Here is a 20370-nt window from a genome sequence, read left to right as displayed (position 1 = left end):
TCCACTTCAAGCCTTGTCTGGCTTGGCCAGCAGCGTGTAGACGCAAGGCAACACGAACAGCGTGAACAAGGTACCAATCGACATCCCGGTGGCGATCACCGTGCCAATGTCGAAGCGGCTCACCGCCCCGGCGCCTGTGGCGAAGATGAGCGGCACCATGCCGAACACCATTGCTGCGGTGGTCATCAGTACCGGCCGCAGACGAGTCGACGCGGCTTGTTCCACGGCTTCGCGCGGTGTCAGGTTCTGTTCCCTGCGCAGCTGGTTGGCGAATTCGACAATCAGGATCCCGTGTTTGCTGATCAGTCCAATCAGCGTCACCAGGCCCACCTGGGTGTAGATGTTCATGCTCGACCAGCCGAGGAACAGCGGAATCAAGGCGCCGCAAATCGACAGCGGCACGGTCACCAGGATCACCAGAGGGTCCCGGAAGCTTTCGAACTGCGCGGCCAGTACGAGGAAGATGATCGCCAGTGCCAGGGCAAAGGTCACCCACAACGCGCTGCCTTCCTGTACGAATTGGCGCGAAGCCCCGGCGTAATCGAAGGCGAACCCCACCGGGGCTTCCTCCCGGGCGATCTGGCGGACGGTCTCGATCGCCTCGCCCATGCTCACGATGGGAAAGCCCGAAATGGTCACCGCATTGAGCTGCTGGAACTGGTTCAGTTGTCGCGGTCGCGCCCGGTCGCTGACCTTGATCAGGGTCGAGAGCGGGAGTGATTCACCCTTGGCATTTTTCACGTAGTAATTGTTCAACCAGTCCGGGTTGTCCCGGAAGGGGCGTTCGACCTGGGCAATGACCTTGTAGCTGCGTCCCTCGAGCGTGAAGCGGTTGATCTCGGCTTCACCCAGCAGTGTCGCCAGGGTACCGCCCAGGTCCTGCATCGAAACGCCCATCTGGGCGGCCTTGGCGCGATCGATATCCACCACGACTTCGGGCTTGTCGAACGCCAGGTCAATGTCCATGAAGGCGAACTTACCGGATTCCAATGCGCGCTTTTTGACCCGGTCGGCGATCTCCAGCAGCGTCGCATAATCCTTCGGCGAGTTGATGACGAACGCAAATGGCAAGCCTTCACCGGTGCCCGGCAGCGAGGGCAGGTTGAAACCGAAGATCTGCAAGCCAGGCACGCTTTCCAGCTTGGCCTGGACCTCTGGCAGGATTTCCATCTGGGTTCGGCTGCGTTCGTTCCAGGGCTTGAGCAGGAAGCCGCCGATACCCGACTGTACGCCGTTGTAGCCGTTGATCTGGAACGAGGAGTAGTACTCCGGGAACTCCTTGAAGATGGTAATGAAGTGATCGGTGTACGTGTTCAGGTAGTCGAGGTTGGTTGGCTGCGGGGCGCTGGCCATCATGAAGATGATGCCCTGGTCCTCGTCGGGGGCCAGTTCGGACTTGGTGAACATGATCAGCACCGGGATCAGCAGCAGGACGATCACGGCGAACACCAGTACCACCGGCCGGGTGTTGAGCGTGCCGTGAAGCATGCGCTGGTAACGGCTCTTCAAGCGCTCGAAAACCATGTCCAGCCTATGGGCCAGGCCCGAGGGGTTCTCATCGTGGCGCAGCAGCATGGCGCACATCATCGGTGACAAGGTCAGGGCGACGATGCCGGAGATCACCACCGCCCCGGCCAGGGTCAATGCGAACTCCTTGAACAAAGCGCCCGTCAGGCCCTGGAGCAGGCCGATCGGCGCGTACACCGCCGCCAGGGTGATGGTCATCGAGACCACCGGCATGGCGATTTCCCGGGCGCCTTCTATCGCGGCGTCGAGTGGGGTCTTGCCTTCCTCGATGTGCCGGTGGATGTTCTCCACCACCACGATGGCGTCGTCCACCACCAGACCGATGGCGAGCACCATGGCCAGCAGGGTCAGGAGGTTCATCGAGTAGCCCATCAACTGCATGAAGAACATCACGCCGATCATCGACAGCGGGATGGTCACCACCGGGATGACCACCGAACGCAGGGCACCGAGGAACAGGAACACCACGACAATGACGATCAGCACTGCCTCGAACAGGGTTTTCACCACTTCGTCGATGGAGGCCTGGATGAACAGGGTGGCGTCGTAGGCGATCTCGGCCTTGAGGTTGGCCGGGAGCTGGGCCTCCACGTCCGGCATGATCTTGCGCACTTCCTTGATCACATCCAGCGGGTTCGCACCGGGTGTGGCCTTGATCCCGATGTACACCGAGGGCGTGCCACCAAAGGAACTGATGGAGTCGTAGTTCTCGGCGCCCATTTCCACGCGGGCCACATCCCGCAGCAACACGCGGCTGTCGCCGTCGGTCTTGAGCGGGATCGCGCCGAAGGCCTCGGCGGACTTGAGTTCGGTGTTGGCGTTGATGCTGGTGACCACATACTCGCCTTTCACTTCACCGGCGGCGGAGAGGAAGTTGTGCTGGCGCACGGCATTGGTCACGTCGGCGGCAGTCAGGCCGAAGCCGGCGAGCTTGACCGGGTCCAGCCACAGGCGCATGGCGAAGACCTGGTTGCCGAGGATCTCCGCCTCAGCCATGCCTGGCAGGGTCGCCAGTTTGGGCTGGATCACCCGTGACAGGTAGTCGGTGATCTGCGGGTTGTTCAGTTCCTTGCTGAAGAAACTGATGTACATCAGTGCCGAGGCATCGGCGGCCTCGCGGCTGAGGACTGGGTCCTCGGCATCCTGGGGCAGTTGGTTCTTGACCTCGTTGGCCTTGGCCAGCAGTTCGGTAAAGAGCCGGTCGCTGTTGGAGCCGATGCGGGCATAGACCGAAATCACCGAGAAATTCTGGCGGCTGACCGAGGTCATGTAGTCGATGCCCTCGGCACTGGCCAGGCTCTGCTGCATCGGCTGGGTAATGTAGCCCTGGATGGTTTCGGCGTTGGCCCCGGGGTAGGCGGTGGTCACCGTGATCAGGGCGTTCTCCATTTGTGGATACTGACGCAGGGGCAACTTGCTCCAGGCCTGGAAGCCCAGCAGCACGATCAACAGGCTGACCACGGTGGCGAGCACCGGACGGCGGATGAATGGATCGGTAAAAGCCATGGGGGTTCCTTGATCAGTCCACGCGCGGTGGGCTGTTCTGTTCGGTCAGGGTCTTGTCGTCGCTGATGGCGATCGGCGTGCCATTGTCGAGTTTGAGCTGGCCGGCGATCACGACTTGCTCGCCGCGCTGCACGCCTTTGGTAACCAGCACCTGCCCGTCGCGTCGCTCGCCGGTTTCTACGGAACGCCGTTCAGCGATCAGGAGCGGCTGGCCCTTGTCGTCTTTCTCGACATTGCCGTCGGCGGTTTTCTTTTGGCTCACCACGTACATGGAGTTGCCGTAGAGGGTGTAGGTCACGGCGCTTTCCGGCACGACGATTCCGGCGGCCACTTCCGGCAGGATTACCTGCAGGTTGGCGAACATGCCGGGCAGCAGCTTGCCGTCGGGGTTGGCCAAGGTGGCACGCACCAGCACGTTGCGGGTGCTGTCCTCGACCTTGGGGTTGATCGCGCTGATGGTGGCGACGAAGTTTTGCCCGGGATAGGCCGAGACACTGACGTTGACCGACTGGGTAACGGCGAGCCTGGGCACGGTTTGCTCGGGGACGTAGAAGTCTACGTAAAGGCTGCTGAGGTCCTGCAGGGTGGCGATCACCGTGCCGCTGGCCAGGTAATCGCCAACGTCCACCTGGCGAATGCCGATGGTGCCGCTGAATGGCGCCAGAATCTGTTTTTTGGCCAGCGAAGCCTTGAGCTGGTTGACCGTGGCCTGGTTCTTCTTCAATTGCGCCGAGAGCCGGTCGAATTCACCCTTGGAGATCGCCTGGCTGCCCACCAGTTGTCGGCCGCGCCCGAAATCCAGTTGCGCCAGGCCAAGGTCGGCCTCGGCGGTTTCCAGCAGGGCGCTTTCGACTTCACTGTCCAGTTGCAGGAGCGGCTGGCCGGCCTTGACCTTCTGCCCTGACTGGAATTGCACCTTCTGCACGGTCCCGGCGATTTCCAGGCTCAGGTCCACGCCTTGCAGCGCCTTGAGGCTGCCAACGGTGGGCAGGCGAGCTTGCCAGGGTTGCTGGGCTGCCGTGGCCACGGCCACGCTGACCGGCGGTTTGGGTGCAGAAAACATCTGGATCTGCTGGTAGACGGAGAAGGCCTTGTAGCCGGCGAGCAACAGCACCACCAGCAGGACAACACCCAACATGATCAGCATGCGGCGACGCAGCATGTTCCACTTCCTTGGAAAAGAGCTGAGAGAAAATACAGATAGGCGGGCACATTACTCTGAGTGTGCGGGCTATTCCAGATGTTGGCGGGCCGGTGATGCGTGGGATTTTTCCGAAAAATCAGGGAGCTCGGCACCGAGGTGCTTCGCTCCCTGGCTCAGGCCAGATGCAAATGGTTGTCCCAGAGCCCTGCCGGCAGATCCAGTGGTTTTGCAACCAGTTGTGTCTGCCGGCAATCGTAATAGCGGCAACGCCCTTGGCCCGACGTCACGACAAACCCGTCGGCCACCGCGCCCACGCCGGCACAGTCCGCCAGCGGCGCATCCAGGCGTACTTCGCCACTGTCCAGGTCCCAGATGAAGAAGCGGTTGCCACGAGGAGCGGTCAGGGCCACCAGGCGCAGGTCGCTGTGCACGGCGACGCTGGCGGTGTAGTGCCCCATGGCCTGCAATTGCTCTTCGGGCACCGGGAACGCCTGGAATGGCTGGCCCGGCCGCTTGATCGCCAGAAGTTCCGAGGACTCCTGGGCAGCGCCCATGAACTGCTGGCCGGAGACGATGGTGCCGTCGCTGGCGATGCCCAGGTGGCGCACGCTGTTCATCGACTGGGCGAGGGTTTCCTTGCTCAGCAGGGTGCCATCGCGTTGCATCAGCACCAGGCTTGGCTCCATGGCGTCGAGGTTCATTTCGACCCGGCTTTCGGCCTCGGTGCGAATGCCGCCATTGGCCACCACCAGCGTTTCGCCATCAGGCATCCATGACACCTGGTGCGGCCCGATGCCATGGGTGGACATCTCACCGCTGTGCACCAGTCGCTCGCCTTCGAAACGGTACACGCCCAACAGGCCGCGTCCCGGGTCGGTGGTGTCGTTCTCGGTGGCATACAGCCATTCGCCGCTTTTGTGAATCACCGCATGGCCGTAGAAATGCCGGTTCGGCAACGAAGTGATGGTTTGCAGCAGCGTCCCGTCGCGCAGGTCGATCAGGTAGCTTTCGGTACCTGGACGACGGGCGACGAACAGCGCAATCGGCTGCGTCGGATGATTGATGATGTCATGGCAACGCTGGGCGACCTGGGTGGCGAACACCCGGGTGCCGTCCAGTCGATAGCCGACGGCGTAGTGCTTGCCGTCGCCATCGTCCCGTGCCGAAAGCAAGAGTGGGTGCTTGTCCTTTTGCTTGAACAGCGTCCAGCCGCCCAGGGTGACGGCGCCGAGCAGCAAGCTGCCCAGTGCCAGAACCTGACGTCGAAACATGATCAGTCACCGTCGTTGGCATTGAAGCCCAGTTGAATGCCCAGCGCCTTGGCCAGTTCGCCTTCGTGCAGGCGATGGACGACGTTGAGGCTGTCATACAAATCGTTGAGTTGCTGGCGCCCGGCATCGTCGTTGAGCATTTCGGTCAACGAGCGCTGGCTGCTGGCGAACAGTTTCAACGAGGCATCGTAGGCGGCATCGATCTTGTCGGCCAGGGGCTTCTGGTCGCTTGGCAACAGCCCGCGCAGGCCCTTGTTGTCCACGCCTGCCCAGACGGTCCTGGCCGCACTCAGGCTGGCCTCCAGGCCTTGCAACGACGACTGGCTGCGCCAGGCATCGGCCTGGAACGGCTGTGGCACGCCTTTGCTCTGGCGGCCCATCGGAGTGCCGAGTTTTTTCTTCAGCGTATCCAGGGCGGTGACCTGGACCCGCAGCAGGTCGGCGATGGCCTCGTGGGAATCAGCGTAGCGCTGGTTGGGGAATTTGCTCATCTGGGCGAGCATGCCGTCGTTGGTGTTCCAGCGCGACAGGATCTCTTCGGCCAGTTGTTTCTGGCGTTCACCAATGGCGGTGAGCAGCGGGCAATACTTGGCTTTTTGCGCGCTGTCGGCCATGTCGATCTTGGCGTCGAACAGCAGGTATTCATAGGCCGAGAGGCCCTGGACCACGACGCTGGACTTGGCCAGGCCGGCGGCGTCGATCTGTGGCTCGCTGTTGACCAATTGCTCGACCTGACGGCCCACCAGGTTTTTCTTGTCCGGCCAGAACTGCACCTGCCAGGCGCGGTTGCCCTCGGCCAGCGGACCGATCAGCAGCGGTTGCAGTTCGGCCCAGGCTTTTTGCGCCTTGAGGAAATCGGCGCGGGCGGTTTCCAGGTTTTCCTTGCCTTGGCAGAACGCCAGGGCGCTGGTTGCCAGTTGCCGGTCGGCATCGACCCAGCGGCTGTAGGTCGGCAGGATCACTTGCTTGGCGATGGCGGCCGAGGTGACCGCTTGCGGGTCCTGGGGCGAACAGGCACCGAGGGCGATGGCGGCGAGGCTGGTGAACAACAGCTTGGGACGGAACATGTCGTGCTCCCACTTCTGGAAAAGGCGTTTAAAGGGAATTCAGGAAGGCCAGCAACGCAGCGCGCTGCTCGGCATTGAACGCTAAAACCTGGCGCTGCGCTGCTTGTGCTTCGCCGCCATGCCACAGCACGGCTTCGAGCAGGTTGCGGGCCCGACCGTCATGCAGGAACTGGGTGTGGCCGTTGACGGTTTCGGTCAGGCCGATGCCCCACAGCGGCGGGGTTCGCCAGTCACGGCCGCTGGCCTTGAATTCGCTGCGGTTGTCCGCCAGGCCTTCGCCCATGTCGTGCAACAGCAGGTCGGTGTAGGGGCGGATGACCTGGTTCGCCAACTCCGGTTCGGCAGCGTTGGCGGCGGTGGTGTATTTCGGTGTGTGGCAAGACTGGCAACCGGCCTGGAAAAACAGATTCTTGCCCGCCAACACCTGGGGCGAATTCACCTCGCGCCGGGCCGGTACGGCGAGGTTGCGGCTATAGAACAGCACCAGTCGCAGGATGTTGTCGCTGACTTCCGGTTCGCCATCGGGGCCATTTCCGCTGGGCGCGCGCTTGCAGTCGACCTGGGTCTGGGTGCAATCGTCGAAGGGCCGCAGGCTTGTGGTCAGGCCCATGTCGCCGGAGAACGCGTGGACGTTCTGCTGGTTGAGGTTGGGCTGTCCGGCCTTCCAGCCGAACCGTCCCAGGACGGTTTTTTGCTGGGCATCGTCCCAAACCTGGTTGGGACGCCCGGCGATGCCGTTTTTCTCCCGGGCCTGGGCTTCGGCGTTCGCCAGGATGGCTTCGTCGGGGATGGCCTCGAGCAGCCCCAGGCCGATCATCGGCGGGGCGACGCGGGCGGAAAAACGCGTGTCCGGGTGCATCGGTCCATAGGCCAGTTGGGTGATCTGCAGGTCCGGCTTGCGCAGTTCCACGATGGTGCCGTCCTGGAAGCGTAGCGGAACCGGCGTGTAATCGACCCGCACCTTGCCTTCGGGAGCGACGCCGGGCACGGACATGTCCTGCAATTGCCCACCGTAAACCGGTTCCGGTACCACCCCGAGTTGCTCGATGACCTTGGCGTAAGGCGGCGCGTCGGGGATCGACAGGCGCACCAGCATCGATACCGCGCTGGTCGCGTCCGGCGTTGGCGGGTGGCCGCGACCGTCCTTGATGTGGCAGTTCTGGCAGGCGTTGGTGTTGAACAAGGGCCCGAGGCCGTCGCGGGCAGTGGTGGTCGAGGGGGCGATCACCCAGGGGCTGCGGAAGAAACTGTTGCCGACGCTGAAATCCACACGCCGCGAGGGCGACAGGTTGGCCGAGGGCAGGGAAAAGGCGTTCTGATCCGTCTTGCGTACCGTCGCGGCGCCACCGGAACGGGCTTCACCCGGTTCGGCCTGGGTAAAACGCGGGGCATCATCGCAGGCGCCCAGGCCCAGGGCCATGAACAGCGCACATAAACGAAGAGGCAACGATGGCATCGGGCGTCCTGGGAGATGAGTGAAAACGAGGGCGCAAAGTCTAACAGGGCGGGGCGGTTTGAATAAGAGGGATTATCGTTTGGTTTTTGAGCAGCACTTTATCCAGATTACCAGGGCGCTTTTCTAAGGCTTGGCTCCAGCGTCCAGTCATTCTCTCCCTAACCGTTCGTCGGCGATCGGCTCTGACCTGTCAATCCTGACAGTAGCCAGCGTCCCCTACCTGAAGTCTCATGGCTCCATGCCGAAAAGCCGCGCGCCCTCCGTTTGTCAGGAACCGTCATGGACATTCAATCCCCTGCCTTGAACGAACTATTCGATCTGATTCCCGTGATCATCATGGGGTGGGTGACGCCAGTTAAACCGGCCGGCATTGCGGATGGCGGTATCCCCAAGAGCCTTTACGACGATCAGCCCAGAGGACTGAGATGTCTGATCGACCCGTGGAGCGAACTCCAGCGAGTTTCCTGGACAATGGCTGTGGATGATCGAGCTGATTTATACGTCAATGACGATCCCTTTCCGGTGTCTGGCAAAGATGTAGGGCCCGGAGAAGAACAGCTGCGCATGGAGTTGTATGTACCCCATGGGCGGTTGTTGCATGGCATCAACCGGTTGCATTACAAGGTAACCCGTCCCAGTCAAAACGGTGAATCATCCAGGGACCTGCACGTGCTTTATCACTTACGGGCACCGGGTGAGCCGGCGCCCCAAGGCCTGGATCTGGTGATCCCGTCGGATGTGCTCCGTGATGGGGTCAGCGCCGAGCGGACGGCGCAGGGTGTGGCGTTTGGTTTTACCTATTCCAATCCGCGAGATTACGACAGCATCAGGTTTTTAGTGGGCGATGTGACCGTTCCAGTTGACGGATTTGATGCCTCCAGACCGGTGACGCATACGCTGTTTATCGACACATTCAGACAGGCAGGGGACAACCCCAATACAGCGCTCCAGTTCACGGTGACTGACCAGTTGGGCAACTCCAACCAGTCGTCGATCAAGTACTTGGATATCCATTTGGACCGCGTGCTGATTGCTCCTACTCTTACCAATGTCAAGGATTCCACCGGCCAGGAGATTCCTGACAGAGGCGAAACAACCAGCACCACCTTGGCGCTGTCGGGTCAGGCAAGTAATGGCAAGGAAATCGAGGTCTACGACGGCAGCGGAGCCAGTGCCGTCCCTAAGGGCAAAGCGCTTACCGATGCGACAACTGGCCTATGGACCAAAGAAATTACCGTCCCGGTCGGTGCTCGCCGCCTGTATGCAAAGTCGCTCTACCACCCTACGAACATATATTCGAACGTACGCACCCTGACCGTGATGCCTGAACCCCTAAGCATCGATACCAGCGACGCCATTCTCGACCAGTTAATGTTTAGAGCCGATAAGTTTCCTGATCGTCCGCCAGTAGGGGCGTTCGTAGAGCGGATACCGTCGGGAGGTGTGCCTCCCTATATCTATACTTCCAGCGACCCAGAGGTGGCAGAGCTTTTTTCATCATCAGAACCGCGGGTTGTATCGAAGCGCTCAGGGACCGCTACGATAACCGTTGGAGATCAAATGGGTGCACGCGTGTCTTACCGAGTCATTACTTCCAAGGTTTGGCTGCTGTTTGACTTAGGCAAAGACAATGATTGGCAGACATATTGGAATTGCTCGGGGGCTGCGTGGACCGCCGGAGGGGGCATCCCTGACCTGGTGACTTGGGGAGCACTTCGAACCATCCATGACGGCGACCCAGGTTTGGGTGACTCGCGTGCATGGACTTCGGACCAAGGTCCTGGTGAAAGGACTGTTTATACAATCAACCCCAAGACAGGACTCCGAGAGTTACTGTCCCAGGATAGCGACTATGCAAGGGGATGGATGATCAAAGAGGTATGACCTTTCCTTGGCATTGATGCGACGAGACTGGCAACGCTGTGCAACAGGTAAACCCTGCCAGCCAGTTTGCGGCTGCTGCGCAGCCGAGCGGGAGCAAGCAATCTCCCTTTCCACGGGGGGGGTTAAGGCTGGACGACAGCCCCCGGCACCAACGGCAGCTCCAGCGTTGCGATGAACCCGCCGCCAGGATGATTGCCCAGCACCAGCGTGCCGCCATGGCGTTCGGCGGCGCGGCGTGCGATGGCCAGGCCCAGGCCATGGCCGGCGGCGGTCTGGCCTGGCGCACGGTAGAACGGCTCGCCCAATTGCCCCAGGTGTTCGGCCTCCACGCCCGGCCCGTGGTCGCGCACGCTGATCAGGATCCGGTCGCCCTGGCGCGCCGCGCGCATCTCGATGGGTTGCCCGGCCGGATTGAAGCGCTGGGCGTTGCGCAGCAGGTTGTCCACTGCTCGCTCGATCATGGTCGGCCAGCCCTTGAGGGTCAGGTCCGCCTCGGTTTCGAGTTGCACGGTTTGTTCCGGTGAGGCCAGTTGCGCATCTTTTTGCAGGGTGACCAGCAAGCCGTTGAGTTCCACCTCTTCGGCGCTGGCGTTGTCGGCATCGACCCGGGCCAGCACCAGGATTTCACTGATCAGCGCTTCCAGGCGATCGCATTCGCGGGTCAGGCGTGGCCAGAGCCTTTCACGTTCCTCGGGGCTGGCCCGTTCAGCCAATGCCAAGGCAATGCGCAGCCGGGCCAGGGGCGAGCGCAATTCGTGGGACACGTCGCGCAGTAGTTGTCGCTGGCTGGTGATCAAGCTTTGCAGGCGCGCGCCCATGCGGTTGAAATCAGTGGCCAGTACGCCGAACTCATCCCGCCGGTTGGCCAGCTTGGCGAGGCTGTTCTGCTGATAGGCGGCCTGGCCCAGGTCATGCACCGCACCACGCAGGCGACTCAGCGGACGGGTGATGGAAAGCGTCACCAACAGGCTGAACAACGTCAGCACCACCAGCGCGATCCCCAGCGCACTGAGGGGCCAGAGCAGGCTGTCGCGGTGCCAGGCATCCAGTTCGGGATGGGGAATGCGGTAAATGAACAGATACGTGTCACCGGTTTTGGCGCTGGTGAATTCGTCGGTCAGTCGCCGCCAGGGCAGGCGTCGCTCGTTGTTGTTCTGCCGAGCTTCGAAGGCCGCGGCGCGATGGGGGAAGGTGCCGCGCACCACCGGGTCGCCGCTTTCGTTGAACACCTGGACGTCGATGTGATACTGGCGCTTGCGCTGTTGCAGGATGTCCTGGGCGGCGTCCTCGCCCTGGCTTTCGTAGGTTTGCGTCCACTCTTCGGGCAGGGTATTGAGACCCGGGTGGCGGCTGAGGATCCAGGCGTCCTGATTGAGCATGTGGCCCATCAGGATCGAAAGCCCTGCAACCAGGGCGATGGCCAGCCAGAAACTGGCCAGGATGCGCCAGAACAATGAACGCACGGTAAATCCTCGAAAACAAAGAAAGCCCAACGGCGATTTGCCGTTGGGCTGGGGGCGTCAATGCATTATTGCGCTTTTTGCGGCTGTTGCGCTTTCCAGGCCTTGAACTCAGCCCACTCGGCGCGACGCTCGGCCTGTTTCTTCTGGATCGCGTCGAACTCTTTCTGCTGCTCAGGCTTCAACAGCCCGCGGATCTGGGCATCGACCTTCTGATGCCGGGCCTCCATTTCGTCCTGCATGGCTTTCTGGTCGACTGGCGACAGCTTGGCCAGGTACTTGTCTACCAGTTCGCGTTGTTCGTGGCGCTGTTCGCCCATGATCCGGCGAATCTGCTGGCGCTGTTCGCGGCTCAGGTCCAGGTCGCTGAAGGGACCTTTGTCATGCATCATGCCGCCGTGGCGCGGGCCATCCATCGGACCCATCGGGCCGGCGTCTCCAGGCATGGCCATGGCGACGGTCGGCAGGGCAGCAGCGAACATCAGAGCGATAAGGGTCTTGCGCATGGTGTGTCTCCTTGTCTCGTTCCCGGTCAGTTCCGGATGAGTGCAGATTACGGAGATCAAGGTCAGCGGCGGTCAGGGGTGGGTAAAGCTTGGGTAAAGACGGTTTGGTGCGGACCTGACAAATCTGCAGGGCCGGACACAAAGCCCTGTGGGAGCTAGGCTTGCCCGCGATGAAAATAACGCGGTCTCCGAGGGAACCCAGGCGCCTGCATCGCGAGCAAGCTTTGCTCCCACAGCCCCGCGGCGCAGTGTTCAGAGGCTGTAGTAGTAACCACGGCTACGCAGCGCCACGATGCGCGGGCGGCCGTCGGGGTGGGGGCCGATTTTCTTGCGCAGGTTGCTCACGTGCATGTCGAGGCTGCGGTCGTACAGGGTCAGCTTGCGGCCCAGGGCGATCTGCGCCAGTTCCTGCTTGTCCAGCGGCTCGCCCGGCTGCTTGAGCAACGCTTCGAGCAGGCGGCTTTCGGAAACGGTGAGGGTTTGTTCCTGTTCATCGATGCTGACCACGCCGCGCACCGGGCTGAAAGTCAGGTCACCCAGTTCGATCTGGCTGGACACGGCCGTCGGGTGGCTGCGGCGCAGCACGGCGCGCAGGCGGGCGGTCAGTTCACGTGGGTCGCAGGGCTTGGCCAGGTAGTCATCGGCGCCCAGTTCCAGGCCGAGGATACGGTCCAGCGGTTCACCCCGGGCCGACAGCATCAGCACCGGCAGCTCCGGGTGATCGTTGCGCAATTGCTTGAGCAGTTCCAGGCCACTGCCGTCGGGCAGCATCACGTCCAGTACCACGGCTGCCGGGGCGGTTTCGGCCAGGGCCTTGCGGGCACTTTGGCCATCGTGACAGGCCCGGACCTGAAAACCTTCCTGGCTCAACCAGCTTACAAGGAGCTCGCACAGCTCCTGGTCATCGTCTATCAGTAACAGCTCGCTCATGACTCACTCAATTTAGCCATTGCCGACGTTGTCTACGTCCACCGCTGGCAAAGATACCGCACAGCAGGGCCAATAGCGCTACCCCGGCACCGATGACAAACCATTGCTGTTGATCGGTCAACAGGCGTGGCAGGGGGCTGGCCTGGGCTTCCTTGAGTTGCAGCTTCAGGCGTTGGTTCTCCTGGCGCAACCGGCCCAGCAATGCGCTCTCGCGCTCGGTGTCGGCGCTTTGCAATTGCTTGCTCAGTTCTTCGCGCTGGCGTTCGCTGTCTTTCAAGCGTTGCTGCAGTTCGGCGATCTGGCCGCCGGCACTCAGGGACAAAGGCGTCGAATGACTGCCCTCGGCGTTCTCCTCGCCATGGGCGGGTGCCCCGATCGCCAACGTGACCAATAACAGGCACAACGGACCTTTGCGCATTGCAACTCCTGAATTCCAATCGAGATTAGACAGGTTGTCGGCAGGCAAATGAGAAAGATGAGCAACTGGGGGCAATGAGCCGTGAAGGCTCATCGCGCCAGGGGCATTTACGGCATGACTTGCTTGAATGGCTTGACCACGACATTGGCATAGACGCCGGCCGCAACGAACGGGTCGGCCTCGGCCCATTGCTGCGCAGCGGACAGGGAGTCGAATTCGACCACCATCAGGCTGCCGCTGAAACCTGCGGCGCCCGGGTCGTTGCTGTCCACCGCCGGATGCGGGCCGGCCAGCACTACGCGGCCTTCGTTCTGGAGTTTTTGCAGGCGCTCCAGGTGCGCGGGACGAGCGGCCTGGCGTTTTTCCAGGGAGTTGGCGACGTCGGTAGCAATGATTGCGTAGAGCATGTCAGTCCTCGGTTTTTGGCGTGGTGGGGTCGGCATCATGCAGATGACGGGACAGGTAGATACCCTGGCCAATCAGGAACAACAGCGTCATGCCCAGGCTACCGAAGACCTTGAAGTCGACCCAGTACTCCTGGAACGTGAACGCAACGAACAGGTTGGCGGCACCGCAGAACAGGAAGAAGGCGATCCAGGCGATGTTCAACCGGGTCCAGATCAGTTCCGGCAGGTTGATGGCATGGCCCATGATGCGCTTGATCAGCAAGCGGTCACCGATGAAGTGGCTGCCTATGAAGGCCAGGGCGAACAGCCAGTTGACCACCGGGGCCTTCCACTTGAGGAAGGTTTCGCTGTGGAAGGCCAGGGTCAGGCTGCCGAACACGAGGCAGGCGATCAGGGTCAGCCACTGGCTCTTCTCCAGCTTGCGCTGGGACACGAAGAGTGCGCCGTAGACCACCAGGGAGCTGATGATCAGCACTGCGGTGGCGCTGTAAATACCGCCTACAGTCAAGGAATGACCGGCGAAGTCGACGGCCCGGGGATCAAGTTTGTAGACGATGAAAAACAGCAGGAGCGGGATGAAGTCGATGAATTGTTTCACAGTGGCAGCCAGAAGCAGGATGTGGCGGCATAATAACAAACATCCTTGGCCGCGATAGGGCCAGCTGATTTGAGGTAACAAACTCTCGTGAATGTTGATTTGCACTGCCATAGCACGGCCTCCGATGGCGCCCTGGCGCCTGCGGTTCTGGTGGCGCGGGCGTTCGAGCACGGCGTGCGAGTCCTGGCCCTGACCGATCACGACACCCTCGAGGGCCTCGACGAGGCCCGCAGCGCCGCCACGGCGCTGGGCATGCAGCTGGTCAATGGGGTCGAGTTGTCGTGTACCTGGGGCGGGGCGACCATTCATGTGCTGGGCTATGGTTTCGATGTGAATGCGCCCGCTTTGGTCCAGGCCATCGCACAGCTGCGCGACGGGCGCTGGCTGCGTTCCGAAGAGATCAGCCGCAAGCTGGCCCTCAAGGGCATGCCCGGTGCGCTGGACGGCGCCCGGCAGATCCAGCAGGAACTGGGCGACAGCGGCAACGCACCGGCCCGCCCACATTTTGCCGATTGGATGGTGCGCGAAGGGTTCGTCAAGGACCGGGCCGAAGCGTTTCGCAAATGGCTGGGGGCCGGCAAGCTGGGGGACGTCAAGCAGCACTGGCCGACGCTGGAAGAAACCGTCGAGACCCTGCGGGCCGCTGGCGCATGGGTCAGCCTGGCACATCCATGGCATTATGACTTCACTCGCAGCAAGCGCCGTCGCCTGGTCGCCGACTATATTCAAGCGGGGGGCCATGCCATTGAGGTGGTCAACGGCCATCAGCCTGCCGAGCAGGTCGGCAGCCTGGCGATACTGGCCCGTGAGTTCGGCCTGCTGGTTACCGCCGGCAGTGATTTCCATGGCCCTGGGGGCTGGTCCGAGATTGGCGAATACCGCCCGTTGCCGGAAGATCTGCCACCACTATGGTGTAGATTCAAACATGATCCCGTTACCGCCGCCGTCTGAACAGGTAGAACACGTGAGTCAATTTTTCCAGATTCATCCGGAAAACCCGCAAGCGCGCCTGATCAAACAGGCCGTGGAAATCATTCGTGGCGGTGGCGTGGTGGTCTATCCCACCGACTCGTCCTACGCCATCGGTTGCCAGATCGGCGACAAGAATGCCGTGGAGCGGGTACGACGCCTGCGTCAACTGGACGACAAGCACAACTTCGCGCTCATCTGCAGCGACCTGTCGCAGTTGGGCCTGTTCGCCAAGATCGACACCGGCACCTTCCGCCTGCTCAAGGCGCATTTGCCGGGGCCATACACCTTTATTCTCAATGCCACGCGGGAAGTCCCGCGGCTGTTGCTGCACCCGAAAAAACGCACCATCGGCCTGCGGGTGCCGAGCCATCCCATTGCCCTGGCGCTGCTGGCGGAACTGGGTGAGCCGCTGATGAGCGTGACGCTGATCATGCCCGGCGAGAGCGAGCCGTTGACCGATCCCTATGAAATGCGCCAGATCCTCGAGCATCAGGTGGACCTGATCATCGACGGCGGTTTCGGCGGCATGTCGGCGTCCACGGTGATCAACCTGGCCGATGGCGAGCCCCAGGTGGTGCGTGTCGGTTGTGGCGATCCGACGCCGTTCATGGTCGAGGCCTGAATGTCCGCCGTGGAAACCGCCGTGGACCGTACAGACAGCCAGGCCGGCGCGCAGCAGGAGCTGCCGTTCGCCATGGTCTATGGCCAGGCGGTCATGGAAATGCCTCTGGACCTGTACATTCCGCCAGATGCGCTGGAAGTGTTCCTCGAGGCCTTCGAGGGGCCGCTTGACCTGCTGCTGTACCTGATCCGCAAACAGAACATCAACATCCTCGACATCCCGGTGGCGGAAATCACCCGCCAGTACATGGGCTACGTCGAGTTGATGCAGTCGGTGCGCCTGGAACTGGCGGCCGAGTACCTGGTGATGGCGGCCATGCTGGCCGAGATCAAGTCGCGGATGCTGCTGCCGCGCTCGGCAGAGGTCGAAGCGGAAGAAGACGACCCGCGGGCCGAACTGATCCGCCGCTTGCAGGAGTACGAACGCTTCAAGGTCGCAGCCGAAGGCCTCGATGGATTGAACCGGGTCGGGCGCGACGTGGTGGTGCCCAAGCTCGATGCCCCCGAGGCGCGGGCGCGCAAGTTGCTGCCGGATGTGAGCCTGGAAGAGTTGCTGATGTCCATGGCCGAGGTCCTGCGACGGGGCGATATGTTTGAAAGTCACCAGGTCAGCCGCGAAGCGCTGTCCACCCGCGAGCGCATGAGCGATGTGCTGGAGCGGCTCAAGGGCGGCGGCTTCGTGCCGTTCGTCGAGCTGTTCACCGCCGAGGAGGGGCGCTTGGGTGTCGTCGTGACGTTTATGGCGGTCCTGGAATTGGTCAAGGAATCCTTGGTCGAGCTGGTGCAGAATGAGCCGTTCGCAGCGATCCACGTGCGGGCACGAGCCGAATAACGAGCAAATCAATGAATCTGACTGAACCCCGCGAGCTGGCCCCCTTGCTTGAAGCTTTCCTGTTGGCCTCGGGAAAGCCGCAATCGATGGAGCGCCTGTTCGAACTCTTTGAAGAAGGCGAGCGACCTGAGCCGGCCGTATTCAAGAAAGCCCTGACGCTGTTGGGCAAATCCTGCGAGGGGCGGGCCTTCGAACTCAAGGAAGTGGCGTCCGGTTATCGCCTGCAGATCCGCGAGAAGTTCGCGCCATGGGTCGGGCGCTTGTGGGAGGAGCGGCCGCAGCGCTATTCCCGCGCCATGCTCGAAACCATGGCGTTGATTGCCTACCGCCAACCGATCACCCGTGGCGAGATCGAAGATGTGCGTGGCGTGGCGGTCAACAGCCATATCGTCAAGACGTTGCTGGAGCGCGAGTGGATCCGTGTCGTTGGCTATCGCGATGTGCCCGGCAAACCGGCGATGTTCGCCACCACCAAGGCCTTTCTCGATCACTTCAACCTGAAGAACCTCGATGACCTGCCGCCGCTGGCCGAACTGCGGGAGCTGGAACCCGAGCCTATGCTGGAGTTCGACGACGCCCCGGTGCCCCAGGGCCTGCAGGAACTGGCCGACGCCAGTGCCGAGCCCGAGGAGCCGAAGGAAGAGACCAGTTTCCACTCGTTGTTGCTGGAGCTGGACACCATGGAGGAGGGCTTGAAGACCGATTTCGACGACCTGCTGCGTGAGGGGCCGAGGCCAGAAAGCGAGACAGATGAGTTGCCGGAGCCTGACAGCGAGGCGGAACCAGAGCCAGAGCCAGAAGCGGAACCGGAGCCGGAAGAAGACATCCTCGGCGTTGCCCAAGCCCGGGAAAAGCTGCTGGTCGCCGTCGCCGCCCTCCAGCTGCCGGAACCCGAACTGAGTGATGAAGAAGCCGAAGCCCGGGCCTTGGCCGAAGCGATCGAGAACGAACGGCGACAGTTCGACGACTGATCCGATTTTTTGGTGATTGGACCTCCGCTATCGCGAGCAAGCTCGCTCCCACAGTGGATCTGCGGCGGTCACAGGAACCCGGTGCATCCCAATCCCTGTGGGAGCGAGCTTGCTCGCGATAGCGGTCTGACAGTCAACACCGGCAATCGCGAGCAGGCTCGCTCCCACATGATTCGTGCGCCGCACCGGTCGGCGGAAAAAGCGCCGGGCGCGCGTTGATCAGCTAGTCTCTGATGCGCAATCGCCTCAACGAGCGTATGATTCGCGACCCTTTGGCGATCCCTTCGTCGAAGACCCGTTTTCAAAGCGTCAGGCCAAGCCTGGCTCGACCACACCGGGAGGTGCCCAGAATGAAAGACCAAGACCAGAACGACAGCCAGGAAATCGGCCCAGCAGGCGAAAAGCTGCAAAAAGTCCTCGCCCGTATCGGCGTCGGCTCGCGCCGTGACGTGGAAGCCTGGATCACCCAGGGCCGGATCAAGGTCAATGGCAAAGATGCCACCTTGGGCCTGCGTGTCGACATGCACGACGCCATCACCATCGATGGCAAGGTGATCAAGCGCGAAGAGGCCGCCGAAACGGTGCGTCGCGTGATCATGTACAACAAGCCCGACGGCGAGATCTGCACCCGTGACGACCCGGAAGGCCGTCCGACCGTGTTCGACAAGATGCCGCGTCCCAAAGAAGGCCGTTGGATCAACATCGGTCGCCTGGACATCAACACCACCGGTTTGCTGATGTTCACCACCGACGGTGAACTGGCCAACCGCTTGATGCACCCGTCCTACGAGATGGACCGCGAATACGCCGTGCGTGTGCGTGGCGAAGTCGACGACGAGATGATCGAGCGCCTCAAGGCCGGCGTCGTGCTGGAAGACGGCCCGGCGCGTTTCACCGACATCAAGCAGGCGCCCGGCGGTGAAGGCTTCAACCACTGGTACCACTGCGTGGTGATGGAAGGTCGTAACCGTGAAGTACGTCGCCTGTGGGAATCCCAGGGGCTGGTGGTCAGCCGCCTCAAGCGCGTGCGTTTCGGTCCGGTGTTCCTCAATTCCGACCTGCCGATGGGCCGCTGGCGCGAAATGAGCCAGTACGAAGTCGACATCCTGGCAGCCGAAGTGGGCCTCAAGCCCGTGGCAATGCCGCAGATGACCGCCAAGAGCAAGGACAAGCTGGAGCGGATGCAGCGTAAATCCTCGCGCCCGATGGGCAAGACCGAGCGCGTGCGTACGCTGCGTCCGGCTGCCGAAGGCGCACCGACCGGTCCGCGTCCTTCGCGCGAGCCGCAGATCGAAGGCGAACGCCCGGCCCGCAAGCCTGCTCCGCGTCAGGACGGTGAGCGTGGTCCACGCACGCCGCGTCCGGCCAACGGTCGGACTGAACGTGGTGAAGGGCGCGGTGCTCCGGCTGGCCGCGGTACGCCAGTCGCCGATCGCCCGGCCGACACCAAGCGCCCGGCCAAGCCCGCGCCGAAAAAGCGCCCGGGTATCGTCCTGGCCGATCGCGATGCGCCATCGGGTAAACGCCGTGGTGCACCGGCAGGTTCGGGACAGCGTCCGGGGTTTGGGCGTCGTAAGCCGGAGTGATCGGCGAGCGCCCATGAAAAAAAGCCAACTTTCGAGTTGGCTTTTTTTTTGAGCAGACTTTAGTGATGGGGCGCAGGTGAGTTCGCTATCGCGAGCAAGCTCGCTCCCACAGTTGATCTTCGGTGGATGGAGATAGGTGTTCGACACCGTTCCAGTGTGGGAGCGAGCTTGCTCGCGATGGAGGCATCAGCCTTGCAGAAATCCCAACCTAAAGCACAAACCGCCCATCAAACATCGGCTCATTATCTAGCGCCAACATCCCCTTCTCGAAAATCAGATCCAGGTGATGGCTGCCCTTGGCCCCGCCGCCGAGCCCCAGGTGCAGGCCGCAATGGCGCTCCTCGAAACCGGCATTGCGGGCGTACAGGCTCTTGACCCCTTCGTTGGTGCCGATCCCCAGTTCCTCGATGCGGCGGTTGGACGGGTTGGCGTCCAGGTATTTGTTGAAGTCGTGCTCCAGACCCGGCACCTCGGTGGCGATTTTCTGGATGGTGGAGTCTTCGATCCACAGCTCCAGCGGCGATTGCAGGACGCCGTATTTGCGCGCGAACGGGATGGTGCTCAGGAAGGTGCCGACAAAATTCACTCGGCCATTGATGGTGTCGCTGTGAGTAGCGATTTCGCCGGGGGCCAGATCGTAGTTGCCGAGGCCGTTGATGTCGGTCCATTTCTTCACGCCGCCCAGGGCGGTGTCGAAATACGAACCGTGGTCATCCTGGAAACTCAGGGTCGTCGCCTGGGACATGCGCCGGATCAGGTGACTGTTGAGCCCGGCGATACGCTGGGGAATCACGCTGAAAGTGTCATAGAAGTAGTCGCCGTAGTCCTTGAACAGCAGCGATTTCTTCCAGTTGTCGGCCATCACGCCTTGCAGTGCGCGGACAAAGTCCGGGCCGTCGGGGCGAGGGTTGGGCAGGGTGGAGGAGTCGTAGAAGAAAATATACAGATCGCTGTCGGCAATGGCCTTGGACAGGCGTTCCGTGGGTTCAAGGTCCAGGCGCATGGCGCTGAACCGGAAGGGCGAGCCGCTGCCGGCCTGTTCGGCGATGGCGCCGGTCAGCGCTTCGTAGTCAGCGGTATGGCCGAGCAACACCTTGGCGGGCTGGATGCCGGCCAGGGCGGGATGGTGTTCGAGGTAGTAAAGGAAATGTGAGATGGCTCGTTGTGTGTCCATGCTTATTCTTCCCTGACAAGTTCATTAAACGTCCCTGACA

The 20370-nt window shown here is 61.9% G+C and carries 18 protein-coding genes; 6 read left to right on the top strand and 12 right to left on the bottom strand.

Annotated features, from left to right (window positions below):
- Positions 1-6: 6 nt before the first annotated feature.
- From KGA89_RS23925 to KGA89_RS23905, 5 genes are all read right to left on the bottom strand, one after another.
- Positions 7-3033: a multidrug efflux RND transporter permease subunit gene (locus KGA89_RS23925; protein WP_223472688.1), complete on the bottom strand. Its 3027-nt coding sequence runs from the start codon at positions 3031-3033 to the stop codon at positions 7-9.
- Between the two features lie 13 nt (positions 3034-3046).
- Positions 3047-4195: an efflux RND transporter periplasmic adaptor subunit gene (locus KGA89_RS23920; protein WP_043042805.1), complete on the bottom strand. Its 1149-nt coding sequence runs from the start codon at positions 4193-4195 to the stop codon at positions 3047-3049.
- Between the two features lie 155 nt (positions 4196-4350).
- On the bottom strand, positions 4351-5448 hold the full coding sequence (locus KGA89_RS23915) for a DUF1513 domain-containing protein (RefSeq protein ID WP_223472687.1): 1098 nt from the start codon (positions 5446-5448) through the stop codon (positions 4351-4353).
- 2 nt (positions 5449-5450) lie between these two features.
- Positions 5451-6515 carry an imelysin family protein gene (locus KGA89_RS23910; protein ID WP_003204891.1) on the bottom strand — a complete coding sequence of 355 codons (1065 nt, stop codon included), beginning with the start codon at positions 6513-6515 and terminating at the stop codon, positions 5451-5453.
- Positions 6516-6543: 28 nt separating this feature from the next.
- Positions 6544-7971 carry a di-heme oxidoredictase family protein gene (locus KGA89_RS23905; protein ID WP_223472686.1) on the bottom strand — a complete coding sequence of 476 codons (1428 nt, stop codon included), beginning with the start codon at positions 7969-7971 and terminating at the stop codon, positions 6544-6546.
- A 279-nt stretch (positions 7972-8250) separates the two neighbouring features.
- Here KGA89_RS23905 and KGA89_RS23900 point away from each other — a divergent pair, with 279 nt between their 5' ends.
- Positions 8251-9855 carry a hypothetical protein gene (locus KGA89_RS23900; RefSeq protein WP_223472685.1) on the top strand — a complete coding sequence of 535 codons (1605 nt, stop codon included), beginning with the start codon at positions 8251-8253 and terminating at the stop codon, positions 9853-9855.
- A gap of 122 nt (positions 9856-9977) precedes the next feature.
- Here KGA89_RS23900 and KGA89_RS23895 read toward each other — a convergent pair whose 3' ends face one another.
- The 6 genes from KGA89_RS23895 to KGA89_RS23870 form a co-directional block, all read right to left on the bottom strand.
- On the bottom strand, positions 9978-11318 hold the full coding sequence (locus tag KGA89_RS23895) for a sensor histidine kinase (RefSeq protein ID WP_003204884.1): 1341 nt from the start codon (positions 11316-11318) through the stop codon (positions 9978-9980).
- A 65-nt stretch (positions 11319-11383) separates the two neighbouring features.
- Entirely contained in the window at positions 11384-11821 is a 438-nt protein-coding gene (locus tag KGA89_RS23890; protein WP_100264196.1) for a Spy/CpxP family protein refolding chaperone, read from the bottom strand.
- Between the two features lie 252 nt (positions 11822-12073).
- Positions 12074-12751 carry a response regulator transcription factor gene (locus KGA89_RS23885; RefSeq protein ID WP_100264195.1) on the bottom strand — a complete coding sequence of 226 codons (678 nt, stop codon included), beginning with the start codon at positions 12749-12751 and terminating at the stop codon, positions 12074-12076.
- 7 nt (positions 12752-12758) lie between these two features.
- Entirely contained in the window at positions 12759-13169 is a 411-nt protein-coding gene (locus tag KGA89_RS23880) for a hypothetical protein (protein WP_003204877.1), read from the bottom strand.
- A 107-nt stretch (positions 13170-13276) separates the two neighbouring features.
- Entirely contained in the window at positions 13277-13576 is a 300-nt protein-coding gene (locus KGA89_RS23875; protein WP_003204875.1) for a YciI family protein, read from the bottom strand.
- A 1-nt stretch (position 13577) separates the two neighbouring features.
- Positions 13578-14174, bottom strand: coding sequence for a septation protein A (locus tag KGA89_RS23870; protein ID WP_003204874.1), 597 nt, complete (start codon positions 14172-14174; stop codon positions 13578-13580).
- Positions 14175-14261: 87 nt separating this feature from the next.
- On the opposite strand from KGA89_RS23870, the gene KGA89_RS23865 reads away from it, so the two are divergent.
- From KGA89_RS23865 to rluB, 5 genes are all read left to right on the top strand, one after another.
- Positions 14262-15125 (top strand): PHP domain-containing protein, encoded by an 864-nt coding sequence (locus tag KGA89_RS23865; protein WP_003204872.1) that lies wholly within the window; start codon positions 14262-14264, stop codon positions 15123-15125.
- A gap of 13 nt (positions 15126-15138) precedes the next feature.
- Positions 15139-15768 carry an L-threonylcarbamoyladenylate synthase gene (locus KGA89_RS23860; protein ID WP_003204870.1) on the top strand — a complete coding sequence of 210 codons (630 nt, stop codon included), beginning with the start codon at positions 15139-15141 and terminating at the stop codon, positions 15766-15768.
- Positions 15769-15900: 132 nt separating this feature from the next.
- Positions 15901-16599, top strand: coding sequence for a segregation and condensation protein A (locus KGA89_RS23855; protein ID WP_165826070.1), 699 nt, complete (start codon positions 15901-15903; stop codon positions 16597-16599).
- Positions 16600-16610: 11 nt separating this feature from the next.
- Positions 16611-17570, top strand: coding sequence for an SMC-Scp complex subunit ScpB (scpB, locus tag KGA89_RS23850; protein ID WP_223472684.1), 960 nt, complete (start codon positions 16611-16613; stop codon positions 17568-17570).
- Positions 17571-17920: 350 nt separating this feature from the next.
- Positions 17921-19156, top strand: coding sequence for a 23S rRNA pseudouridine(2605) synthase RluB (gene rluB, locus KGA89_RS23845; RefSeq protein ID WP_003204865.1), 1236 nt, complete (start codon positions 17921-17923; stop codon positions 19154-19156).
- 208 nt (positions 19157-19364) lie between these two features.
- On the opposite strand, the gene KGA89_RS23840 is transcribed toward rluB, so the two are convergent.
- A complete protein-coding gene (locus KGA89_RS23840; protein ID WP_003204863.1) occupies positions 19365-20330 on the bottom strand; it encodes a hypothetical protein in 966 nt (321 codons plus the stop codon).
- Positions 20331-20370 lie beyond the last annotated feature (40 nt).

The organism is Pseudomonas sp. A-RE-22, assembly GCF_019956035.1.
Taxonomy (GTDB): Bacteria; Pseudomonadota; Gammaproteobacteria; order Pseudomonadales; family Pseudomonadaceae; genus Aquipseudomonas; species Aquipseudomonas brassicacearum.
The sequence above is the reverse complement of the archived record's forward strand: the minus strand, read 5'-3'. Positions and strand labels throughout refer to the sequence as shown.

Excerpts from the sequence above, each read along its gene's own strand:
- KGA89_RS23925 (WP_223472688.1), bottom strand. The coding sequence starts at position 3,033 with ATGGCTTTTACCGATCCATTCATCCGCCGTCCGGTGCTCGCCACCGTG.
- KGA89_RS23920 (WP_043042805.1), bottom strand. The coding sequence starts at position 4,195 with ATGCTGCGTCGCCGCATGCTGATCATGTTGGGTGTTGTCCTGCTGGTG.
- KGA89_RS23915 (WP_223472687.1), bottom strand. The coding sequence starts at position 5,448 with ATGTTTCGACGTCAGGTTCTGGCACTGGGCAGCTTGCTGCTCGGCGCC.
- KGA89_RS23910 (WP_003204891.1), bottom strand. The coding sequence starts at position 6,515 with ATGTTCCGTCCCAAGCTGTTGTTCACCAGCCTCGCCGCCATCGCCCTC.
- KGA89_RS23905 (WP_223472686.1), bottom strand. The coding sequence starts at position 7,971 with ATGCCATCGTTGCCTCTTCGTTTATGTGCGCTGTTCATGGCCCTGGGC.
- KGA89_RS23900 (WP_223472685.1), top strand. The coding sequence starts at position 8,251 with ATGGACATTCAATCCCCTGCCTTGAACGAACTATTCGATCTGATTCCC.
- KGA89_RS23890 (WP_100264196.1), bottom strand. The coding sequence starts at position 11,821 with ATGCGCAAGACCCTTATCGCTCTGATGTTCGCTGCTGCCCTGCCGACC.
- KGA89_RS23885 (WP_100264195.1), bottom strand. The coding sequence starts at position 12,751 with ATGAGCGAGCTGTTACTGATAGACGATGACCAGGAGCTGTGCGAGCTC.
- KGA89_RS23880 (WP_003204877.1), bottom strand. The coding sequence starts at position 13,169 with ATGCGCAAAGGTCCGTTGTGCCTGTTATTGGTCACGTTGGCGATCGGG.
- KGA89_RS23875 (WP_003204875.1), bottom strand. The coding sequence starts at position 13,576 with ATGCTCTACGCAATCATTGCTACCGACGTCGCCAACTCCCTGGAAAAA.
- scpB (WP_223472684.1), top strand. The coding sequence starts at position 16,611 with ATGAATCTGACTGAACCCCGCGAGCTGGCCCCCTTGCTTGAAGCTTTC.
- rluB (WP_003204865.1), top strand. The coding sequence starts at position 17,921 with ATGAAAGACCAAGACCAGAACGACAGCCAGGAAATCGGCCCAGCAGGC.
- KGA89_RS23840 (WP_003204863.1), bottom strand. The coding sequence starts at position 20,330 with ATGGACACACAACGAGCCATCTCACATTTCCTTTACTACCTCGAACAC.